Below are 20557 nucleotides of genomic sequence, written 5' to 3' on the forward strand. Positions count from 1 at the left end.
AGGGCCAAGACCTTGGATGCGAAAAGGCTGATCATATTCGATTGCGATGGCGTGCTCGTTGACAGCGAGCCGATCGCGCTGTCGGTTTTGACCGAGACGCTGGGTATGTCCGGCATCACCATCGACGAAGAAGGTGCAGCAAAACGATATCTTGGTCGCAGCCTGACAACCGTGCGCACCCTGGTCAGCGAAGAATACGGCCTTCAGATAGACGACCGGTTTCTCAACCGGATGCGAGACATGCTCTATACGCGCTTCAGGAATGAACTGCGCCCGATACCTGGCATCCATACCGCCCTGGATGGGCTCGAAGAGGCGGGTATCGCCTGGTGCGTGGCCTCGTCCAGCCAGAGCGAACGCATCGCCTTGTGCCTGTCTGCAACCGGCATGCTGGATCGCTTTTCGCCCCATATCTTCAGCGCGAGCATGGTGGCAAATGGCAAACCGGCACCCGATCTTTTCCTTTTTGCGGCAAACAAGATGGGAGCGGCGCCGCCGGAATGCCTAGTCATCGAAGACAGTCCGGCCGGCATCCTGGCTGCCCGCGCCGCCGGGATGGACGTGCTTGCGTTTACCGGCGGTTCGCACACAGGTCTATCGGCATATCGCGATGGACTTGCCGCGCTGATGCCGCTGCAAGCATTTGACGCGATGGAGAAATTGCTCCACCTTGTCGCTCCAGTGAGGAGACCGAAAGACCAACCGGATGCATGACCACATCATCGCCGTGGACGTCGGCACGGGCAGTGCACGCGCCGGTGTCTTCGACCTTCACGGTCACCAGATCGCCCGGCATGTCACTGCGATTTCGCTGTTTCAGTCACAACCCCTTCACCTCGAACAAGACAGCGACGAGATCTGGGCCGCCGTTTGCACCGCGGTCAGGGCAGCCATGTCGGAAGCCGGGCTCTCGTCGCGGGATGTCGCCGCCATCGGCTTTGACGCGACCTGCTCTCTGGTGGTCAGGGATACGCATGGCATGCCGCTTACCGTTTCGACGTCGGGTCAAAACAAGCTGGATACGATCCTGTGGATGGATCACCGGGCGATCCGCGAGACCGACGAATGCAACAGCACCAACGATCCGCTGCTGCAACGCTTCGGCGGTCGGCTCTCGGTCGAAATGCAGATTCCGAAACTGATATGGCTGAAACGGCATTTGCCCGAAACCTGGCGGCAAGCCGGGATGATCTTCGACCTTGCAGATTATCTGACTTGGCGAGCGACGGGCATCAACAGCCGCGGACACTCGCCGTTGGCGGCCAAATGGGGTTACGGCGCAATCGCGCCGGGTGCGCGTCCGGATGCCTTCTATCGCCGTGTCGGGCTCGAAGATCTCTGTGAGAAATCGGCGCTTCCGGAACAGTCAGGCCTGCCAACGCTGCCTGTCGGGCATTTGACACCAGAGGCGGCCGACGCGCTCGGTCTTGCCGCAGACTGCCTCGTCGCGCCCGGCCTCATCGACGCCTATGCCGGAACAGTGTCGCTGTTTTGTGCAACGGATCGTTCGACGCCCGATAGCCTGGAAAGCCAGGCAGTGCTGATCGCCGGCACCTCGAGCTGCATCGTGCGTCTGCTTGACAGTCCGATTTCCGGAGAAGGATGCTGGGGAACCTTCCGTGACGTTGCGGTGCCCGATCTCTGGCTGCTGGAGGCCGGACAGTCTGCATCCGGTGCCCTGCTCGACCACATTGTCAGCACACACCCAAAGGGTGGCGAGCCGACCCAGGCACGGCACAGGACCATCCTTGATCATATAGCCCTGCAACTTCAGCAGAATGGCGCCGACTACGGCCTGCCCATCACCGTTTTGCCGGACTTCCATGGTACGCGCTCACCCGTTTCCGATCCGCGACTGACCGGAACGATCGCGGGCTTGAGCCTCGACCGCAGTTTCGACGGCCTTTGCCAGATCTACTGGCGAAGCTGCGTCGCATTGGCCTGCGGCGTCAAATACATCATCGACCGCCTGCCCTCGGGACCCGCTCGAATCGAGACACTGCTGCTCGCCGGCGGACTGGCGCATCATCCGCTTCTTTCGCAACTCTATGCCGATGCAACCGGCTGCACGGTGCGCAAGGCTGACGGCTGTGACGCAGTGCTCCTCGGCACGGCCCTGCATACAGCCGTCGCCGCCGGCCGCTACCCAGATTTCTGGAGGGCCGGACAGGCAATGGCAGTGCGAATGAGCGAGGTCAGACCCGATATGGCACGACGAGACGCCCTCAATCGCGATCACGCCATTCTTGCTGAGATGATGCGCCACCGCACCGCGCTTCATCGACTGATGTGAGCGACACACGACACCGGCCATTCGGCAGCTTGTGGCCGTTTGGATGGTGTTGAGCCGCGACGTTTTAAAAACGACAAAAGCCCCTGCGGGATGTCCGCAGGGGTTTTGTTATGTTGGCTTGCATTTGGTTTGGTTGCGGGGGCACTCAACCAACGATTCCTGCGATTGGTAGAAAAGCCTCTCCCGCGGTTAGCGGCTTAGGCTCTCGACACATGCTCCCTTTATAATCCTTGCCGGCCCGCCATTCCCGCCGATTTCCCTCTATGACCCGATATCGCCGCCGATCATCGCACACCACCATGCGGTATAGTGAACAGCCGATTCCACGCTATTGCCCGATACTTCCATGCTCCAAGCTGGCAGTGCAGCAGCTTTCGACCAGAATGCGTCGTTCGCGGATCGGGCCTTGGACGGCGGCTTCCACCAGAACCAGCCATCCTCGTGGCACGCGAAGCCGCCGGCGGTAATCGCCCACTATCAGTCGTTCGTCCGCCACGTTGTTGCTCCCGAAAGCGGCAGTTTGCCGCGGTCGTCATGACGGTCCCGCCCCGCAACGACTTTCACCGTCGAAGAGGACAAGCAAGCTAGGAAGCTATCGGGCGCGCGAGCGGGATCTGCTGGAACTCGGTCGCAGCCAATCTGGCCTTGCGATCAGCTGACGGCAAAGCCGCAATGGGTAGGTAGTGTCCCGTCTGCAGCGGGTTCAGCGAGCGACCTCCACCAATTCAGCAGAACCCCGCGCGTGATGTAGGCGAAGGTGTGGAGATACATCGGAAGGTCTTCGGCGAGCCATGTCGCGCTGTAAGACGAAGCGGCGAGGCCGGTCGGCTTTTCCTCTACGCGACCATCGTCGCTGTAGGACATTGGCGGCATACACATCGGATGCGGAAACGGCGAACCGCCATGGAGCGCTCTCGATCGATAGACGTAAATCTTGTCTATAGCGTCGCGATAATTCGCGTCACCGAAATCGAATTGGCCAAACTGGGGTCTGTCGGCCGGAGGGCGAGGTTTGAAACGCCGACAGAAGCCACGAAACTTGCTCGTGGCGCCGATCACCCTGTGCATCTCGGCGGCAACATCCTCGACCAGGCTTTCATCCGCCTTTTCGCGCAACCGCCGGACCATCCTGGGATAGCTGAGTTCTAGTCGCTCGACCGGCGAAAGTTCGACCATATCCCAGTGGCCGGCAGCGGTCTCGATTGCCGACACGAACAGCAGCCACGCCAGCTCAGGTGCGGTGTCGGACAACCAAAGCGCCTGCTGGTAGCTGTGGGCACTTTTCACGAGCGCCGTCACGGTCTCCACTGTCATATCCGGTAGGGTCGAAAGGAGCCCGATTTCCCTGAGATCGCGCTGACCCAATAATTTCGGAATCTGCACCGCTTGAAGGCGTGGCGGCTGCGCCGGCAACCGCCCTGCTGAATGGGTCCGCGGGCGGCCGAGTGGATCGCCATGATCTTCGAATTCACGGGTCACTGGCCCGGCAATGACGCGAGCGCCGAATATCAGGGCGACGAGAGCCGCTACTTCGTCTTCTAACCAGCCGCCATGATAATGCTCGGCGTCAGTCACCGTCATATCGGGGCGCTCGCCAGCCAAATGCTGGTCCATCCGCAAGGTCAGCGCCGGTCTCCACTCGTACATGCCGCCGTCAAATGTGGTCCGCGCAACGGGGTTCAGAAGGCTATAGGGACCGTAGCCAATTGCCTCGGCGACAAACCAGGCATCGGAAAACAAGCTGCATTCGGTGATCCCGAGGCGCGGCGCGCCGCTGCGAGCCGCGCGCCAATTGCGCCACATACGGGGCGCCCGAGGCGTTGGCACCTCGACCACCAACGCCGGTTCTTCTCCGTCATTGTGCTCGGACATCCCGCCTCTCAGCTCATTGCACTTTAGTGATCGGAAATGGCGAGTGCGCCCGATGCCATCGCTGCGAACGCAGACCCGCTGTCTTGCAGGAAGCGGTAGAACCTTATCGTGTTGCCCCCGTCGATCTCGTCTTCGGGAATCGGCTCCCAGCCAGGCCCTGGATCAGAACTCCAGGTGTCGATCGAAGGGGTTGCGATGCTCCCTTTGAAATCTTCGCCGGTGAAATTGTATGACCCGTTTACCAGCCACGCTTCGGTGCGCGCACGGAAGATCGCCCATTGGCTTTGAACGCCAACGCGCCCGGGCTCGATGCCATCAGCCTCGGCAAGAGTGACCATATTCACGCGCACCGGCATCACCTTTTCGCCGACCGCCTCTTGCAATGCCGGGAGGTCGCTGGCGAACGCCGCCGCCAGCGCGCGATGGACCGGCAGCGTCTCGCCTTCGATCGTCGTGTCCGCATTGAGCAATGCGTTCCAGTCGACCGCGCCTGTCAGGCCGGTCGCCACGAGCTGGATACGCTCATCCAGGAAATAGGCGTCGAAAAGCAGGACCGCGGGTATCGGCGGCGGCTGATTGGCCAAAAGCACGCACGCCGAAATGCCGCGCGCTTTCGCCTTGGCGAGCGCATCTTTCGTGAACCCCGACACGCTGTAGATGACACCCATGTTCGCGCCCGAAGAGCCAAGCTCGCCAAGGAAGGCATCCACCTGCTGAACGGTAACCTTGCGCGCATATCGCTTGCAGCTGACGAGGATCTTGACTGGGAAGTGACCGCCGATCAGCGCCTCGATCCAGACGTCGCGCTGGCGTCGCGAGCCGATATCGACATCGAGAGTTTTCGCGTCGTGCGTCACCTTCGCATCCGGCGCGAGCGCCTGACACAGGGCGGCGACGGCCCGTTCGAAATCTTGCCACGGTGCGCTCATTTGCCGCTGATCCCGACGGTCGGACGCAAATGCCCACTTCCATCACGCAGCACGAGCAGGAACACCGTTCCGGCGAGCCCGGCGATGTCAGCGAGAATGGCAACCGCCGCGAGCGTGATGGTCGTCTCGGAATATTGCGATGGTGCGAGAACGACCCGCGCCGCTACGAACAAGACGACCAGCAACGCGACAATCGCGACGAGGCCGGTCGTCAGTCGAAGTTTGAACCATAAAGAATCGTGCGCCTTCAGCTGGTCGAACGTCTCGCGTTCCTGACGCAGCCGCTCAGACGCGCGACGCCCCATCATTCCTCATCCTCGGCATCGAGTGCCTGTCCTTCGCGGATGGCTTGCGCGATATCGCGCTCCGCATCCTTCAGGATCGCATCGTAGAGAGGATAGGCGGGCGAGAGACGAGGCATGGTGCTGAGCACGGCCTGCGCGTCATCCCGGGCTTTGAGGTCGCGCGGCATCGGTTCGCCTCGGGTGCCCGATTTCATACCGGACATGGCGGCCGCAGCGAGCGCTTCGATTGCCCAATTCAGCGCCTCGCTATCGGCTGCCGCACACCGATCGAGATAGCGTTCTACAAAGCGCCGCTGCTTGAAGGCGAACAGATGATGCGTGTGGCGCACAAGCTTCGAAATCCATTTCAGCTCGACAACGCCGGCCGTGTCGAGCTTGCCATCGAGGAATTCCACAACGAGATCGGCGTCGATGTCGAACATCCCCGCGACCAGTTCCGCCGCTCGATAGACTTTATATCCGTCGTCATCGTCGTGCTGGCGAAGCCATGCCCAGGCGCGATCAAGCACCCGTGCTGCCTCGGCGGACTTGTGAAAGCCAAGCTTGCCCTCGTGGAAGCGGTAACCGAGCAGTTCGATGTCACCTTCCTCCTCGCCGAGCGCTCGGTCAGTGCGCTGGAACAGGAAGTCGGCGAAGGGCATGGGGAAGTGCTCGGCAAGTTCGCCGAGCAGCGATTCAACCCAGTGCCCCTGGAAATCCTTGATGTCGCGCATCCGCGCCAGCAGCTTTTCCACGTCGTTCGTGTCGAGAAGCGCGACGAGCTTGCGGCGCCGTTCCAGCAGCAGGGACGCGACTTCGCTCAGCAGATCGGGCTGTTGCTCGAATGGCGCCAGGAGGGCGATCGCTTTTACCTGCTGATCGGTAAGGTCTTTCGACCAGCGAAGCGCTGCGAGCGCCGAGCGCGACACCGCCACCTCTGCACTCGACACGGCGCGGCGCAGCAAGCGAAGATCTTCCGCAGCGAAAGCTCGTCTCAGCGACCCGAGCGCGGCCACGCCGCGCGCTGCCATGTCGGCGTCACGCTCAAGAAATCGCTCGATCTGGCGGCGACCATCGGCAGGCTCAAGGTTGAGCAACTGGGCCATGGCACCCCAAGCGAAGCTGCGAAACGGGGATCGGGGATCGGCCGCCGCCCGCACAAGCAGCGCGCGGGCGAGCGGTAGGTCATCCTGCAAAAGGGTGTTGGCCAGCATGTAAGCGGAGCCATCGCCGATTCCGGCCCGGGCCAGGTCGGCGAGCGCATCCTCCAGCTGATCGAGTAACTCTTCTGGCTCTGGGCATGTCTCCTTGAGCTCGTTCGCGAGCGCCGGCAGCCATTTCTCGACATCGTCCTCTTCCGCCTCACGGGCGATCTGCCCGCGAAAAGCAAACCGGGCACGATCGACCATCGCTGCGCGCAGACGGAAGTTCAGGTCGTTAGGAAGGCCGTCGAGGAAGCGGTTCGCTGCGTCGCCAGGCATTCCGCCGCCATATTGAGCATGCCAGCTAACAGCATCCGTGACGGCGAGAATCGTCGTGACCGATAGGCCGCCGCGATTCATGATCGCGGTGACAGCCTCGATCGTGGCGGCGAACTCTGCCTGATATTGTTCGCGCAAATCCTCTGGCGGCGACATGCTGCCAATGCCGTAGGGCATCCTCAATGCATCATGGAGATAGCGGGCAGCGATTGCGCAAACACGCGGATTGTCATGTTCCAGCAGGGCGATGATTCGGTCGATTACAGCGCGCCGGAGCGGGAGCGCATATTCGTAGGTCACGAATGCGCTCGAGAGCATGATCGCCCGCGCGCTGGCGCGCGATTTGTCGATCGTGCCCTTGAGCAAGGGAGCCAGTATCGAGAGCGGCGTGTGCGCCCCGTCCCACGCCCGATCGTCGTCCATCAAGCCAAATGCAAAGGCGGCAATCTCGTCGTTGAATTCGCGCGGCTTGTGCTCGGCAAACTCGCAGAGCTCGGCTAACGCCCGAATCGGATGACCCGGGTGGGAGCCGGTTTCGCGGGTATCAGTTCGTCCCATCTCCCAGAGCAGCTGTAATGCCTCTCGACGGTAGCGCTCAGTGTGCGCGATATTCGAGAGGATTGGCGCTGCCTCACGGAAGCCCTTACCGCCACGGAGCCGGTCGCTGACGAAGCGTAGCGCCTGCGCCGGCTGATAGATCGCTACCGCTCGTACAGCCTCGATCCGAGGATCCCAGTCATAGTCGATGTCGCGAAAGCGAGCCCAGGCTGCATTCAGCAAATTGCTGTCTGTGGGATCACCGCCGTGTCGGCGCCAATCGAGACGCCCCAAATTGACCATCACCTGCGTGAGCAGGCGATCGTCAACGGCATTGATGACACGTTCGGCAAAGAGGCTGAGCCGCCCGTCGTGCTGGATGCAGATATCATCGATCAGATAGTCGCCCAGCAGGTCCGGCATGAGCCGATAGAATCGGCCTCGCTTGTAAAGCACGCCGCCATCAACGAGCATCTTGAGCGCCCTCGTTGCATCATCTGCCGCATGTGCCGTGACCGTCTCCAGCAGCTTTCCGATCTCGCGATCGTCGATGCGAACCGGCTGGAGGAGGGCGATTAGCCCAAGCATATCGCGAAGGAGGCGACTGTCTTCCGGAAGACCGATCCGCCCGGTCAGCACCTGGGTGAATCGCTCGATCACGACAGCACGCATATCGTCGGCGTTCCGCACCATTTCGGCGGACACTTCCTGCTCGGTAACGACGCGCGCCGCCATTACGGCGACGAGCGGATTGTCGGCGGCAATACGCTGGACCAAGTCCGCCCAACCTTCGTCGCCACCAAATTTGGTCAGAGCATGCGCTGCGAGATCGCGCATCGCCGCCTTCGGCAGAACACCAAGTGCGATTTCGACAGGCTTGAAAATAGCGAAGCGCGCAAGGTCATTCCGAATGCGCTGCTCGGCATACGGACGGGTCGCAAGCAGTAGTCGCGCTCGGTTGCGGGGGTCCGCGACGTAGTCGATTAGGAGCGGAAGACCGTCGCGGTCATGCGCGTCGTCGACCACCAACAGCTTTTCGCCAGTGCCAAGGGCTTGGAGACCTTCGTGGTTAGGGTCGCCGACGGGCGACAGGAAGCGCACCAGCGTTGCCGGGTGTGCCGCTGCATAACGCTCAACACCGGTCTTGATGAGGCGCGATTTGCCCATGCCCCCCGCGCCTGAGACAATGACTACCGGCTGCTCGCCTTCTAGCCCTGCGTTCAGGGTCTTAAGGTCGCCCTCGCGACCGACAAGCTCCCAGTTATGGGTGAAGGCGCTATCATCTTGGTCGAACGGGGCGAAGAAGCGATCGGCTTTGACCCATGGGCCGGGGTTGTCGCGGCCGAGCAGGACCAGCCGCTGCCCCCGAAAGAAGATGTCGACGAGATTGTCCTGAAGTTCTCCCGGCAGGCTGCGAACCTTGCGGGATATGTCGTCCTGGTCCCAAATTTCCCAGCCAGCAGCCTCCATCGCATCAGCGGTGGCCGGGCTGGCGACGCGGCTGAGAGCAAGAATCGACCGATCTACCGGGCGGTCGACGGCGGCAATGGCGCGTCGGGCTTCGGCAGGGCCGAATCGCTCGACCTGCTTGCACTGAATGCCGATCGTTTCGCCGTCGCCGATGGTGAGAACGTCCCAACCGCCCTGATCGTGACCGCGGCCACCGCGCACGCGCGTGTTGCGGTTGGGGTAGAGATAGCTCGCAAGATCCCCGATAAAGCGTTCGAACATCTCCGGCGCGAGCATGCTCAACGGCAGGTGCGGCGCTACAGCCAACACAGGCGCTGCATCAGTCTGCGCCAGTTGAATGAGCCGCGACTCATCAAGCTTGAGCACATTTGCGAGTGGCGCCATCTGATCGATTGATGGCCGGTGCGTGCCCGCCTCCCACCGACTGATGGACTGTTGCTTGAGGCCGAGTGCGCGGCCGAGCGCGCCTTGCGTGAGGTTCGCTTTGGTACGGCCGTCAGTGATGAACCGGGCGAGAGCAGCGTATTTCGGTTGAGTGGCCATGATACACATCATAGCTGTATGGCAAAAATAACGCAACACCCAGAGAGTGTGCGGTCTGAAGGCGATAGGTCGGCAGCGGATGACGTCGCGCGATCTTTGGGCACGACGCGGTGCGGCTCACCGTTCATTCGCGAGGCGTAGGTAAACCGGCTCGTTTACACCGAGGGCGGCGGCTAGAACGTCTGCTGTAGCCTCCGCTGAGACTGAAAGCCGCCAGTCAGCAACCAGCCCAACCTCGGTCAGTTTGCGATACCAGCGAGGTAAACGCTGAACGTCACCATTTGACGGGACCTGCTGTTCCACTTGTCGCCGGGGAACAACAGAAATGTCCCAGTTTCCGTCGTTTGATCGATGAGTCGAGCAGATCGGAGAAAGCGACAGATCCAAAGAGCAACTGCATGTCGGCAATCGGAGGACAAAACGGCAATACCCTGCCAAACGCCCGAAATGGCCGCCGTTAGCCACCCATATGCCGACGAAATCCGCCGATAACCGCACAAGACCAAGTATCTTTATAATCATCAAAGGGTTATGAAGATTTCATAGTGCTCATCTTCGTCGGGCGCTGCCCGCCATCCCCGCCGATTCTACGCCATGGCGCGATGGCTACGCAAAGGCCGCCATTTGCCACACGACATGTCGCGCGGCGGCTATGGAGCCGAGAAACAAGTCTGAAACCACGCCCCGGAGCGCAACGATATCGGCAGGCTGATCCAATCGTGCGGCACAGACGAAATGGTGGGCATCTCCGTAGCCCTCCATGTTGAAGTTCAGGCTCGCCATAAGTTACTCCGCTTTCGGGGTTGTCGCTCCTCGTCGCGCCAGCTTCTAGCTAACGAAATAGACAACCGACATGGTTGATCGGGTGTCATGCTTGGAATTACCAAATCATGCGACGCGGATTGTCTGAACATATCGATCCCTAACACTTTAGATGCTTTTGCTTTCATGGCGGCGTCACAATTCATGTTAATCTAGCCCGTCTACGCGAACGCGCCAGGTATCCGCTCGATTCGCTAGGCAATTGTGCGTTCCAATTCTTCGGGGGATAGAATGGCTGGACCACTGGATCGCCTGACCAAGCTCGACAGCCGGCTGCGTTGCGTCGCCAATGGCGCGACCGAGGTCAACGCCATCCGCGCCGAACAGAATGGCGCGGTCCGGCTCAAACGGCGCACGCGTCAAGCGATGGCGTCGTCGCTTGCCATTCCGGTCGATGGCAAAAGTCTCAAGTCGCTCGGCCGGACCTTGCGCGCCGTCAAACGCGGCAAGAGCCAGACCAGCCTGCCGACCGACGTCGAGGTCAGCGTGTTCGTGTTGTTCAATCAGATCGACGCTCCGACCCCGGCGATCATCTCACGAAGAAACGGCCGCGTCGGCGTCGCAACCGCGACGCTCGCCGAACTTGAAAAGCTGAACGACAATCCCGCGATCCAGTTGATCGAACTTGGCGAGACGCTCAAGCTGCCGACACCGTCGGTGGCCGATGCCATTCCTCTGGCACCCCCCTCCAACCGGCATGCCTATCTCAACCAGGGCATGCTCAGCGTTGCGGGAGGCACCAGCGTGTCGCTCGACACGGTCGGCGAAAATGTGCTGGTCGGCATCATCGATGTCGGTGGTATCGATTTCGCGCACCCTGATTTTCTCGACGACGCGGGCACCTCGCGCGTCATCGCGATCTGGGACCAGGGTGGCGACGCCTTTGCGCCGCCAGACCTGACCGTCAGCGAGGGCAAAGCCGGCAAGCTGACCGGCTATGGTTCGGAAATCCGCAGCACCGACATCGCGTTCGCCATGGCCCAGGCCAAGGCGTCAAAATTGTCGCCGCATGACCTCGCGCCGCAGTCGGTGCGCGAGCGCGGGTCGCATGCTACGCATGTCGCCAGCATCGCCGCCGGGCGATCGGGGCTGTGCAAGCGCGCGAAGATTGCCGGCGTGATGATAGCACTGAGCGAGCGCGACTATGACCGCGGCCGCAACTTCTACGACACGACACGGATCGTCGATGGCTTGGCCTATCTATTCGAACTCGCGCGCCGCGAGAAGTGCGACGCGGTCTCGATCAATATCAGCCTCGGAACCAATGGGGGCGCGCATGACGGGTCGGAGTTCGTCTCGCGTTGGATCGATACGTCGCTGTTCGAACCCGGCCGCGCCATCTGCGTTGCTGCCGGCAATAGTGGTCAGGATCAACCGCAATTCGATGGCGATCTCGGTTTCTGGTCCGGACGTGTCCATGCTAGCGCCACGATCCCGGCGGCAAGCCTTCGCCGCGATCTTGAATGGACCGTCGTCGGCAACGGGCTTGAGGACATATCGGAGAACCAGGTCAACATTTGGTTTGGTGCCGAAGACGAGTTCCTGATCGAATTGTTCGCGCCAAATGGCGAGCGCATCGGTCCAGTGGCGCCCGGCGAGCAGATAGAGAACCAGATGCTCGCCGATCGCACAATGGTGTCGATCTACAATCGACTGAGCGATCCAAAGAACGGCGACAATTGTATCTCGGTATTCCTGAGCCCCTTCATGGGCCGGCCGGTGATCGGCATTACAGCCGGATCGTGGAAGGTCCGCCTGACCGGCAAGATCATCCGCAGCGGCGCGTTCAACGCTTGGATCGAGCGCGACGATCCGGGGCAAGGCAACGCTAGCGGGCAATGGCGCCTACCTTCCTTCTTCGGCAACACCACCTATGTCGACAACTCGACCTTGAGTTCGCTCGCCTGCGGCCCGCGGGTCACCGGCGTCACCAACTATGATGAGGCGCGCGAGGCGCTGGCGGCCTCGTCGAGCCAGGGTCCGACCCGCGATGGCCGCCCCAAACCGGAGATCGCGGCGCCCGGCACCGATATCGTGGCGGCAAGCGGGTTCGATCCCACCGCGCTATGGGTCGCGATGAGTGGGACCAGCATGGCCAGTCCCTATGTCGCCGGCGTCTCCGCGCTGATGCTATCGCTCAACCCGAAGCTCACCGCAGCGCAGATCAGCGGCATCATCCGCCGCACATCGCAGCCGCTCCCAGGCGCCAACTATGCCTGGAGCAATGATGCCGGGTTCGGCGTGATTGATGCTCAGGCGTGCCTCGCCGAAGCGGTGCGGATCGGCCTGCCGACCAAGGACCTGACGAAGAAGGGGACGGCATGAAGATCGAGATATTCCCGAGCGCCAGCGGAGATTGCGTGCTGCTCACCTCGTCGGACGACAAAAGGCTGCTCGCCGATGCTGGCCTGCCAAAGGCCTTTGATGACTTCATCGCCTCGCCGCTTGCCAAGCTGCGCACCGCAGGTAAGGCGATCGACGTCGCCTATGTCTCGCACATCGACCAAGACCATATCGGCGGCATGCTCAAATTGCTTAGCGATGAAGTGGCGTGGCGCGCCTATGATCATGCCCAGGCGAATGGCGGGCGGCTCGGCAAGCCTAAGGTGCCACGCCCGCCCGAGATCAAGCAGCTTTGGCACAATGCCTTTCTCGAAGACATCGAGCGCACCGAGCAGGTTGATCTCGGCACCGCGCTGGCGTCGAGCGCCGGTGTCCTGTCGGGGCTGAACGCGGCGGCGCTTGGCGGACGCGAGGCCCAGCAGATTGCGAGCGAAACGCGGATGCTGGCGCTGAGCGTCGGTGAAGCGATTGAGGTCAATTGGCGGATCGGCCCGGACCAACTCGATATACCGCTCAATCCCGATTTTGGGGGCAATTTAATGACCGCGCGGCCCAAAACGCCCATTCGGCTCGGCGCACTCAAGATCACCGTGCTCGGCCCCACCGCCAAGGAGCTTACAGAACTGCGCAAGGCGTGGATCGTCTGGCTCAAGAAGAGCAAGAAGCGCATTGAGGAACTGCGCAAGGCGCATCAGCGTGATGCTGATGCCATCGGATCAGACGCCAAGACGCTCGATCTCGCGAACCTAAGCCGCAGCATCGCGCTTTCCGTCGAAAAGGACGTCACACCGCCCAATCTCGCCTCGCTCGTGTTGCTGATCGAGGAAAACGGCAAGCGAGTGTTACTGACGGGAGATGCTGGCGATGAAAGCCTGCTCGAATATTTGAAGGCCGCCAACCTGCTCGATGCCTCAGGCAAGATCGAAGTCGATGTGCTGAAGGTCCCGCACCACGGCGCCCACAACAGCTATTCGCCCAAGTTCGCCGCGTCGGTGCGCGCCAGCCACCTGATCTTCTGCGGCGATGGCGAGCACCACAATCCCGAGCCGGATGTCGTGAAGGGCTACATCGATGCGGTCAAAGCCGCACCGCTGAGCGGCGGCCGGACCACCACCGTCTGGTTCAACTGGTCGTCGATGCGGGCCACGGAGTTTCAGGATCTCTGGGATGAGGTCGAGGGCCTGTTCAATGCATCGGCGAGTGCGGCCAAGATCACGCGGCGGTCGCTCCGCAAGACCGAGACCAGCATGACGATCGACCTCGCATAATGCGAGTGGATCAAGGGGGCGGCAACGTACGGACTGGTACTCGAGACCAACTGGAGCGAGGAACCGGACACGGTGAACCTGAAGCACGCTCAGGATAATTTTACAGACGGCATGGACGTCAACCCCGACGGGGTCGCGGACACTTGGCCCCAAGCCAGCTTTGCGAAGATCCGGGGGATGAAAGTACGCAGGAGCAAGACCGATTTGCTGCGCCAGGCGAACGTGGTGCGCGAGCTATGAAGTCCTCTAGAAAATGGTCCGGCACCGGAATGCGCACCGTGCGGCGTTATGGTACTATGGCGTAGGCGTAGTGCTCATCATCGGGCGTAGTCTGCCAGCCGCGCCGATTGTGCGCTACGGCGCGATATTCTGCGAAATTGCTACACAAACGCCGCCGATTGCTGCACGGGCCACACATACGAATACTGAGCTGGCGTAAGGGAAGCCCATATCGGCAGGATCCGACCCCTTTGCTGCCAGTCAAAGCGCTTGACGGTTCGCCCGGAACTTGCCGTTGGTTCAACTCACTGAGGCGGCAGGTTTGGGGCCGTAATCGGACTCTCCGATGACGGGTTGCCGAACGGCGAAACCGGACATCCACGCACGTGGTGATGAGGTCCGCGTTCCGCCCCAAGCGGACGCAGCGTTGCGGATCTGATCAGCAAAAGCAGCTCGGCCTAAAACGTGCTGCCAGACAATGCCGCTGCAGAGAGCCTCTTCCTGAATCGCATGCTCCCGCTCTGCTAACTTGCGAGACCGGAAGCTGAGCTTTTGCGAGGGCAACTCGAAGCACGTTGACCGTTGTTAAACGCCTAAGTATTCCACGGTCGACAAGGGGCTCATATGACACAAACCATAAGAACGTCGACCTCGCGCGTGCGTATTCCACAAACCGTCTGGATACTCGGTTTTGTCAGCCTGCTGATGGATATCTCGTCGGAGATGGTGCAGACTCTTCTGCCGTATTATCTCGTCTCCGGGCTCGGCGCGTCGGCAGTTCTTGTCGGGTTCATCGAAGGCCTCTCAGTCGCCATAGCAACGATGACGAAGCTGTTTGCCGGGATCGTCGCGGACTGGACAAGAAACCGCAAGGTGCTGGCCGTCTTCGGGTACGGGCTTGGCGCGATTTCGAAACTCATTTTCCCCATGGCGTCGTCCATCGACGGGATCGTCGCGGCGAAGGCCGTCGACCGCGTCGGCAAGGGTCTTCGGGGAACTCCGCGTGACGCTCTGGTCGCAGATGTCACGCCGCCGGAAATCAGGGGGGCCGCCTTCGGGCTTCGAAAGTCGCTGGATACGGTGGGAGGCTTTGCGGGGCCGCTCGCGGCCATCGCTCTGATGTTCGCCTTTAATGGCAACGTACACCTGATCTTTTGGATTGCGGTTGTTCCTGCGTTTCTTTCCGTGCTGGTTCTGATCCTTGGTGTGAGGGAGCCCGAGCAGGCCCCGCGCACGGTGGGACCGTCATTTCGGATAAGTGAGGTCGTGAAGCTGAATACGGCAACGTGGATCGTGATTGCGACCGCCTCTATTCTGACATTCGTCCGCTTCAGCGAAGCTTTCCTTTTGTTGAAATCCCATGAAGCGGGTTTCGAACCCATGTGGATACCGATCACGATGGTGATCATGCACGCGGTATATGGCTTGACAGCTTATCCAGCAGGTCGGCTCTCCGACGCGATCGGCAGCATGGGTCTGCTTATGGCGAGTGTCGGTGTGTTGATCGCAGCCTATTCGGTGCTGGCATACGCGAATTCGATCAGTTTCTTTCTCGTCGGTATCGTGTTGTGGGGGCTGCACATGGGCTTGTCCCAGGGGCTTCTGGGTGCGTTGATTGCCGGAACAGCCCCTCAACATCTGAAAGGGACCGCATTCGGTGTTTTCAACCTGATGACTGGCGTTGTTGTCTTGGTGAGCAACGTCATGGCTGGTCTGCTTTGGGACACCTACGGCTCGTTCGGAACATTTGCGGTGGGAGCGGTACTGTCGTCATTGGCGCTGCTGATGCTGGCCGTGGTTTCTCAGCTAAGCCGCAAGTTGAGACATTGAGCTGCAGTGAACGTATCTTGATAAGGCTGGTCGTACTCTCGACCTTGGCGACCAATGATGCCGTCTCAACACCACGACCGCAATTGGCGCACAGGCGGCATGACGCCAATAGGGAGGCATGTCTGCTTTCGGATATCCGAAAATATGACCTCTACGTCCGCATTGAGGGCGCTAAGCAGCCGTTTGCAGCGTGACCGGAAGCCTACGCCCGATTACGTTGACCCGAAGGTCTGCTGGCGAGACTGTGCAGGTCCGTCATCGCGGCCCGGATTTGCGGCCATGGAAATTCATCACCTGGACTGTCTTCTCCCATCGCAAGAACAACATGAAGCTTAGCGGCCACACCGGCAACCGATCTAGCCGGTTGTGAAAACAGATCATTCAATCTTTCCTCGCGCATCGCAAAGGCTTTCTCCTCCGCCTGCTTGGCGCGGCTGTATCCCATCCGGTCGTCCAGTTCGTCCCAAGCGGCTTGCTGCTCAGCGAGCGTTGCCTTCGCCTGCATCTTTGCTTCGGCGTTTTCCGACGCATCGCCAAATTGGTGGTCAATCTCCTCCATGGTGAAGGCCGCAACCGCGCAATGCTGATCAGGCACGGCAATGTCAACATGGGGAAATCCCACCGCCGCGATTAGAGCAGTTTCAAGCCGCTGCTGCTTCCGGCAGAACCTCTCGACCTGCTCATGGGCCGCCCACCATTCCTGCCACAACATCAATGCTGGATTGCCACCGTCTGGCTGGTCGTCTTCGGAATAAAGTTCCGCATCCACATCCCCAACCTGTGCCGCCAGCCACGCCGCCGACGTGGAAAGCAATCTGCGCCGCGTGACGACAGGCAAAGTTCTGCTATTGTCGGAATCAGCCATGATCCGAGTTCCCTACAACTTGGTTATGGTCAGATCAGGTGGATGTTACAGCATCTGCCTGATCGCATACGACAAAGCATCACATACAAAATGACAGACATCAATCAGAAAGTTTGCCTTGGATAGCAGTGTATTGACGATGGAACAGTGCCGCGCCGCGCGGGCAATGTTGGGGTGGAGTCAAACGACGCTTGCAGAGGCGGCGAACGTCTCACGGCAAACCATTGCTGATTTCGAACGTGGCGCGCACATGCCCATTGCCAACAATCTCGCCAGCATCACCGCTGCGTTTGAACAGACTGGCATAACCTTCATTCATGCAGAAGGCGGGACCATGGGCGTTCTTTTCAAAAGGGGCTAGTTGGGCCAAGTCAAGCAATAGGCGACCGGCCTCACAAAGCCAGACCTCGTTTCCTCGCAAAACTCCAATCAACTCCACCGCCGTCTCTCACCACGCCGCTGATATGCTGGCCGACCCGCTGGTCGAGCGCCGGTTGCCACGGCACAAGCTGGAAGCCGATGCCGTCATTTAGCATCGCGAAACGCCCGCTGGCGAGGTTGACGCTGCCCTTGAGCGATCCACTGACATATTCCCCCGGCTGGCTCGGCGTGTAGGCTAGACCCCGCTCCGCCGCTATCTGCCGACCAACGCGCTCGATCTCGGTCCGCTCCAGTCGCTCCAGTAGATCCTGGGGCGCTCGAATGCTGCCATTGTCGAGACGCACGGCCTGCCCCTGATCGACAAGACTCTGGCGGCGGCGGTCCATCGCCTCGCTGACCTCCAGGCCAAATCCTGCTTGCGTGAGTGGTGTGCGGTCGCGAGAGACAAGCTCTCGGTCGAGCCATGTCGCGCCGTCGCTTCCGACTTGTCTATTGAGGTCGAGGGTGGAGAGCGAGCGAACGGTAAAATCCTTGGCACTGTCTCTAGCATCATAGGCCATGCCGCGTTCGGGAAGATCACTAGGGATCTTCCAGAGATCGGCATCGATCCGCTCGACATGTCCGGCACGGCGAAGCGCTTCGAGGCGGCGGACATGGGAGCGGATAAAGGCATCGGGATCACCGCCGATCTTTTCGATCCTTGCCCTCGCCTGCTCCAGATGATCGCTTGGGCGGTAGATACCGTCGTTGTTTGCGGCGAGGTCACAGATGTTGATGTCGGATGCCCTGGGCTCGGCCTTCTGCGGGATCGGGTCGAGGGAGACGATGTGGCCACGCTGCAGTTCGTCGAGCTGGCCGATGTCTGTTGTCTCGACATAATGGATATGTCCGTCCACGCCATCGATGACCAGATGCAACCGGTCGCTCATCTCGTCGCCCGCAAGTCCCTTGGCCAGGACCCGACCGACGATTGGCTCGGTGATGCCTTTGCCGTGGTTGATGTAATCGCGGGCACCACGCTCATCGGCCAGGCCGTGATCCTCCAGTGCCCGGTGCATAGTCGTGAGGATATCCCCGCGCTCGCCAAGCGCTCGCAATGTCTGTTCAGCATTATCTCGGATTGCCCATCGTCCGGTGTTGATTTCATCTGCCAAGCCATATCGCTCCAGGCGCTTGGCCCGGTCGATCAGCAGCGATCGGTTGGCCCGGACTGTGTAGCTGTCGGAAGCATCGGGACGCAGATCAACAATTCCCTGTTCCCGGCTCTCCGCGATCAGCATCCTGTCGAGCCGCGTCAGGCGTTCGGCCTCGATCTCATGGCGCAGCTTCTCTGCGACCTCCAGTTCGCTCTGCTGACCCAGCTCCAGAGTTACCAGTGCCTCGGCCCGGTGGCGGACCCCATGGGCGATGTAGTCGCCGGCAATGTTAAGGATGCGGCCATCGTCGAGCACGCCCCGGACAATGACATGGGTATGAGGATGACCGGTATTGTGGTGATCGACGGCAACCCAATCCAGCCGGCTATCCAGATCGCTTTCCACCTGCTTCATGAGATCGCGGGTGAAGGATCGCAGGTCCGCCATGTCGTCAGCATCTTCGGGTGCGACGATGAATCGGAACTGATGCCGGTCGTCGCGTCCGCGCTCGACGAATGCCCTTCCATCGGCCTCATCCTCGAATGCGGAATAGACCCTGCCCTTCTCGCCATCTTTCGTGACTCCATCGCGCTGCAGATAGCGCAGATGTGCAACTACCTTTGCCGAAGTCGAGCGGAATTTCGAGCCTTGTGACTGACCCCGCTGAAGGGCAAGCTTGACCACGCGCGCCTTGACCACGACACGCCGCGACCGGAAGCGGGTGCCGCTGCCATCGCGCGTCCAACCGCCACCGTCTTTCGGAAAGGACGGCGCGAGTTTTGCGCCACGGCCTCGGGCATTGAAGCGCCCGCTCCCCTGCCCTGACTCCCCACCAATCCGGTTCGGGTTTCCGCCTGCCTTACGCACGGCGATCTTCACCTGGGTGATGAACGGTTTTGCGTGCAGGCTGGCGCGGCTCCCCCGACTCTTCGGTCGGCCCGGCTTGATACGGAAACTGTTGTCGTCACGGTCGGCCATATCGGGAGGTTCGACGCCCATCCGAGGCGTGACAAGCAGCAAATTGCCGTCGTCGCAGGCCGGCGTAAAAAGACTTGCAGCCGCGTAGATTGGGGTATCGCACCTCGCGGCTGGTGGCCGCTATCCTCTCCGATCACAAAGAACATCAGGCGGATCTAAAGTTCACCCCACATCGCGCAAATCGCTCTTTTCCGTTTTTCGGGACGGAAAACAATGTGCAGACAATACCTTACAAGCGCAGCTCGGGCGAACCCAGGTTCGCTTTATCTTGCAGTCCTTCCCTCCCCCAGTTCCCCTCCTAACCCACTGCTCCCTGAAGGACCTAAATGCCAGCGCTCCGTGTGGACAAAGCCGCCGGCCCTATGGATCGGCATGTACATGATATCGATATCGGCCGAGTGACCCGGCAGGTTGTGCACAGGGGATTGATCGCCCGTTTTCAAACCATTCGGAGTTTGAAACTATCAAAATATCCTCGATGCAATTGAGCATATCTGACGCAATTCAAACTAATGGTATCCAGCGCCCGCCCCTGGCGGGCGCGAAATTTTCCACCAAGACAGTGGGAACCGCCGCTTACGCGGCAGCTCCTTCCTTGGAGGCCGCAACGCTTTGCAGACCGTGCAGGAAATCAGCGGCGCGCTGCGCGTGGGCGGCGGCGCTGAAGATGGCGCGCTTGTCTTGCTTCAGCACTTTGAGCCAGCCCTGAATATAAGCCGCATGGTCCGCACCGGGCTCCGGCGTCAATTCCAGATCGGCGCACAGAAATGCTGCGCCAAGCTCGGCAACCAGTTCCTCGCGGGCATAACCTTCATCGCCCCACTTTTTGCGACCAAGCTCCCGGTCAAGGCGGTTCTTGTGTTTTGTCCAGTGGGTCAGTTCGTGCGCCAGCGTCGCATAGTACGCCTCCGGCGCGTGAAAGCTCTCGAAACAGGGCATCTGCACATGGTCGCTCGCGCCACTATAATAGGCCTGATTGCCGCCATGACGAATATCGGCACGGGTCGCCGAAAAGAACGCTTCGGCGTGTTCGATCCGCATGGCTGGATCAATTATGGGTTCGGGCTTCGCATAATATTGCTCGGGCAGCCCTTCAATTTGCTCGACGTTGAAAACCGTATAGGCTTTCAGGAACGGAATCTGCCGCTCTTCCTCGCCGCCGTCGTCCTCTTCCCCGGTCTTGGTGATGGTGTTCGCATAGACAACCATATTGCCACGCTCGCCCTTGCGCACATGCGCGCCAAGCTCCGTGGCCTGCTTGAAGGTCATCCAATAGGGCGAGGAAAAACCAGCCTCAATGGCCGCA

At 60.6% G+C, this 20557-nt stretch carries 15 protein-coding genes; 7 read left to right on the forward strand and 8 right to left on the reverse strand.

Annotation, left to right across the window (positions count from 1 at the left end; genetic code table 11):
• Nucleotides 1–12 precede the first annotated feature (12 nt).
• Entirely contained in the window at nt 13–714 is a 702-nt protein-coding gene (locus PDO_RS14170) for an HAD family hydrolase (RefSeq protein ID WP_007602843.1), read from the forward strand.
• Complete coding sequence (locus PDO_RS14175) at nt 707–2293, forward strand: FGGY family pentulose kinase (RefSeq protein ID WP_007602844.1); 1587 nt, start codon at nt 707–709, stop codon at nt 2291–2293. Before PDO_RS14170 ends, PDO_RS14175 begins: the two co-directional genes overlap by 8 nt.
• Nucleotides 2294–2944: 651 nt before the next feature.
• Here PDO_RS14175 and PDO_RS14180 read toward each other — a convergent pair.
• The 5 genes from PDO_RS14180 to PDO_RS28360 all read right to left on the reverse strand — a co-directional run bounded on the left by PDO_RS14180 (nt 2945) and on the right by PDO_RS28360 (nt 10192).
• Nucleotides 2945–4165 (reverse strand): hypothetical protein, encoded by a 1221-nt coding sequence (locus PDO_RS14180; RefSeq protein WP_007602845.1) that lies wholly within the window; start codon nt 4163–4165, stop codon nt 2945–2947.
• 23 nt (nt 4166–4188) lie between these two features.
• Nucleotides 4189–5094 carry a restriction endonuclease gene (locus PDO_RS14185; protein ID WP_007602849.1) on the reverse strand — a complete coding sequence of 302 codons (906 nt, stop codon included), beginning with the start codon at nt 5092–5094 and terminating at the stop codon, nt 4189–4191.
• The gene (locus PDO_RS14190) at nt 5091–5399 is read right to left on the reverse strand and encodes a hypothetical protein (protein WP_037074204.1); all 309 of its coding nucleotides are present in this window, start codon (nt 5397–5399) and stop codon (nt 5091–5093) included. The genes PDO_RS14185 and PDO_RS14190 overlap by 4 nt, the downstream gene beginning before the upstream one ends.
• The gene (locus tag PDO_RS14195; protein WP_007602851.1) at nt 5399–9409 is read right to left on the reverse strand and encodes a helix-turn-helix domain-containing protein; all 4011 of its coding nucleotides are present in this window, start codon (nt 9407–9409) and stop codon (nt 5399–5401) included. Before PDO_RS14195 ends, PDO_RS14190 begins: the two co-directional genes overlap by 1 nt.
• A gap of 606 nt (nt 9410–10015) precedes the next feature.
• Entirely contained in the window at nt 10016–10192 is a 177-nt protein-coding gene (locus PDO_RS28360) for a hypothetical protein (RefSeq protein WP_007602852.1), read from the reverse strand.
• 270 nt (nt 10193–10462) lie between these two features.
• Here PDO_RS28360 and PDO_RS14200 point away from each other — a divergent pair, with 270 nt between their 5' ends.
• The 4 genes from PDO_RS14200 to PDO_RS14210 all read left to right on the forward strand — a co-directional run bounded on the left by PDO_RS14200 (nt 10463) and on the right by PDO_RS14210 (nt 15891).
• The gene (locus tag PDO_RS14200) at nt 10463–12556 is read left to right on the forward strand and encodes a S8 family serine peptidase (RefSeq protein ID WP_007602854.1); all 2094 of its coding nucleotides are present in this window, start codon (nt 10463–10465) and stop codon (nt 12554–12556) included.
• A complete protein-coding gene (locus PDO_RS14205) occupies nt 12553–13842 on the forward strand; it encodes a ComEC/Rec2 family competence protein (RefSeq protein WP_007602856.1) in 1290 nt (429 codons plus the stop codon). The genes PDO_RS14200 and PDO_RS14205 overlap by 4 nt, the downstream gene beginning before the upstream one ends.
• 72 nt (nt 13843–13914) lie before the next feature.
• Entirely contained in the window at nt 13915–14082 is a 168-nt protein-coding gene (locus tag PDO_RS28365; RefSeq protein ID WP_007602858.1) for a hypothetical protein, read from the forward strand.
• A gap of 603 nt (nt 14083–14685) precedes the next feature.
• Complete coding sequence (locus PDO_RS14210; RefSeq protein WP_007602860.1) at nt 14686–15891, forward strand: MFS transporter; 1206 nt, start codon at nt 14686–14688, stop codon at nt 15889–15891.
• Between the two features lie 202 nt (nt 15892–16093).
• On the opposite strand, the gene PDO_RS14215 is transcribed toward PDO_RS14210, so the two are convergent.
• Nucleotides 16094–16756, reverse strand: coding sequence for a hypothetical protein (locus tag PDO_RS14215; RefSeq protein ID WP_007602862.1), 663 nt, complete (start codon nt 16754–16756; stop codon nt 16094–16096).
• A 139-nt stretch (nt 16757–16895) separates the two neighbouring features.
• Between PDO_RS14215 and PDO_RS27230 the strand changes: the two genes are divergently transcribed.
• Nucleotides 16896–17117 (forward strand): helix-turn-helix domain-containing protein, encoded by a 222-nt coding sequence (locus tag PDO_RS27230; RefSeq protein ID WP_007602864.1) that lies wholly within the window; start codon nt 16896–16898, stop codon nt 17115–17117.
• A 31-nt stretch (nt 17118–17148) separates the two neighbouring features.
• Here the strand turns inward: PDO_RS27230 and PDO_RS14225 are convergent, their stop codons facing one another.
• Complete coding sequence (locus PDO_RS14225; RefSeq protein ID WP_244426453.1) at nt 17149–19293, reverse strand: DUF3363 domain-containing protein; 2145 nt, start codon at nt 19291–19293, stop codon at nt 17149–17151.
• Between the two features lie 534 nt (nt 19294–19827).
• Nucleotides 19828–20557, reverse strand: a 730-nt coding sequence (locus PDO_RS14230) for an ArdC family protein (protein ID WP_007602868.1), incomplete at its 5' end; no start/stop codon positions are given.

The sequence above is a fragment of the Rhizobium sp. PDO1-076 genome (assembly GCF_000247475.1).
Taxonomy (GTDB): Bacteria; Pseudomonadota; Alphaproteobacteria; order Rhizobiales; family Rhizobiaceae; genus Allorhizobium.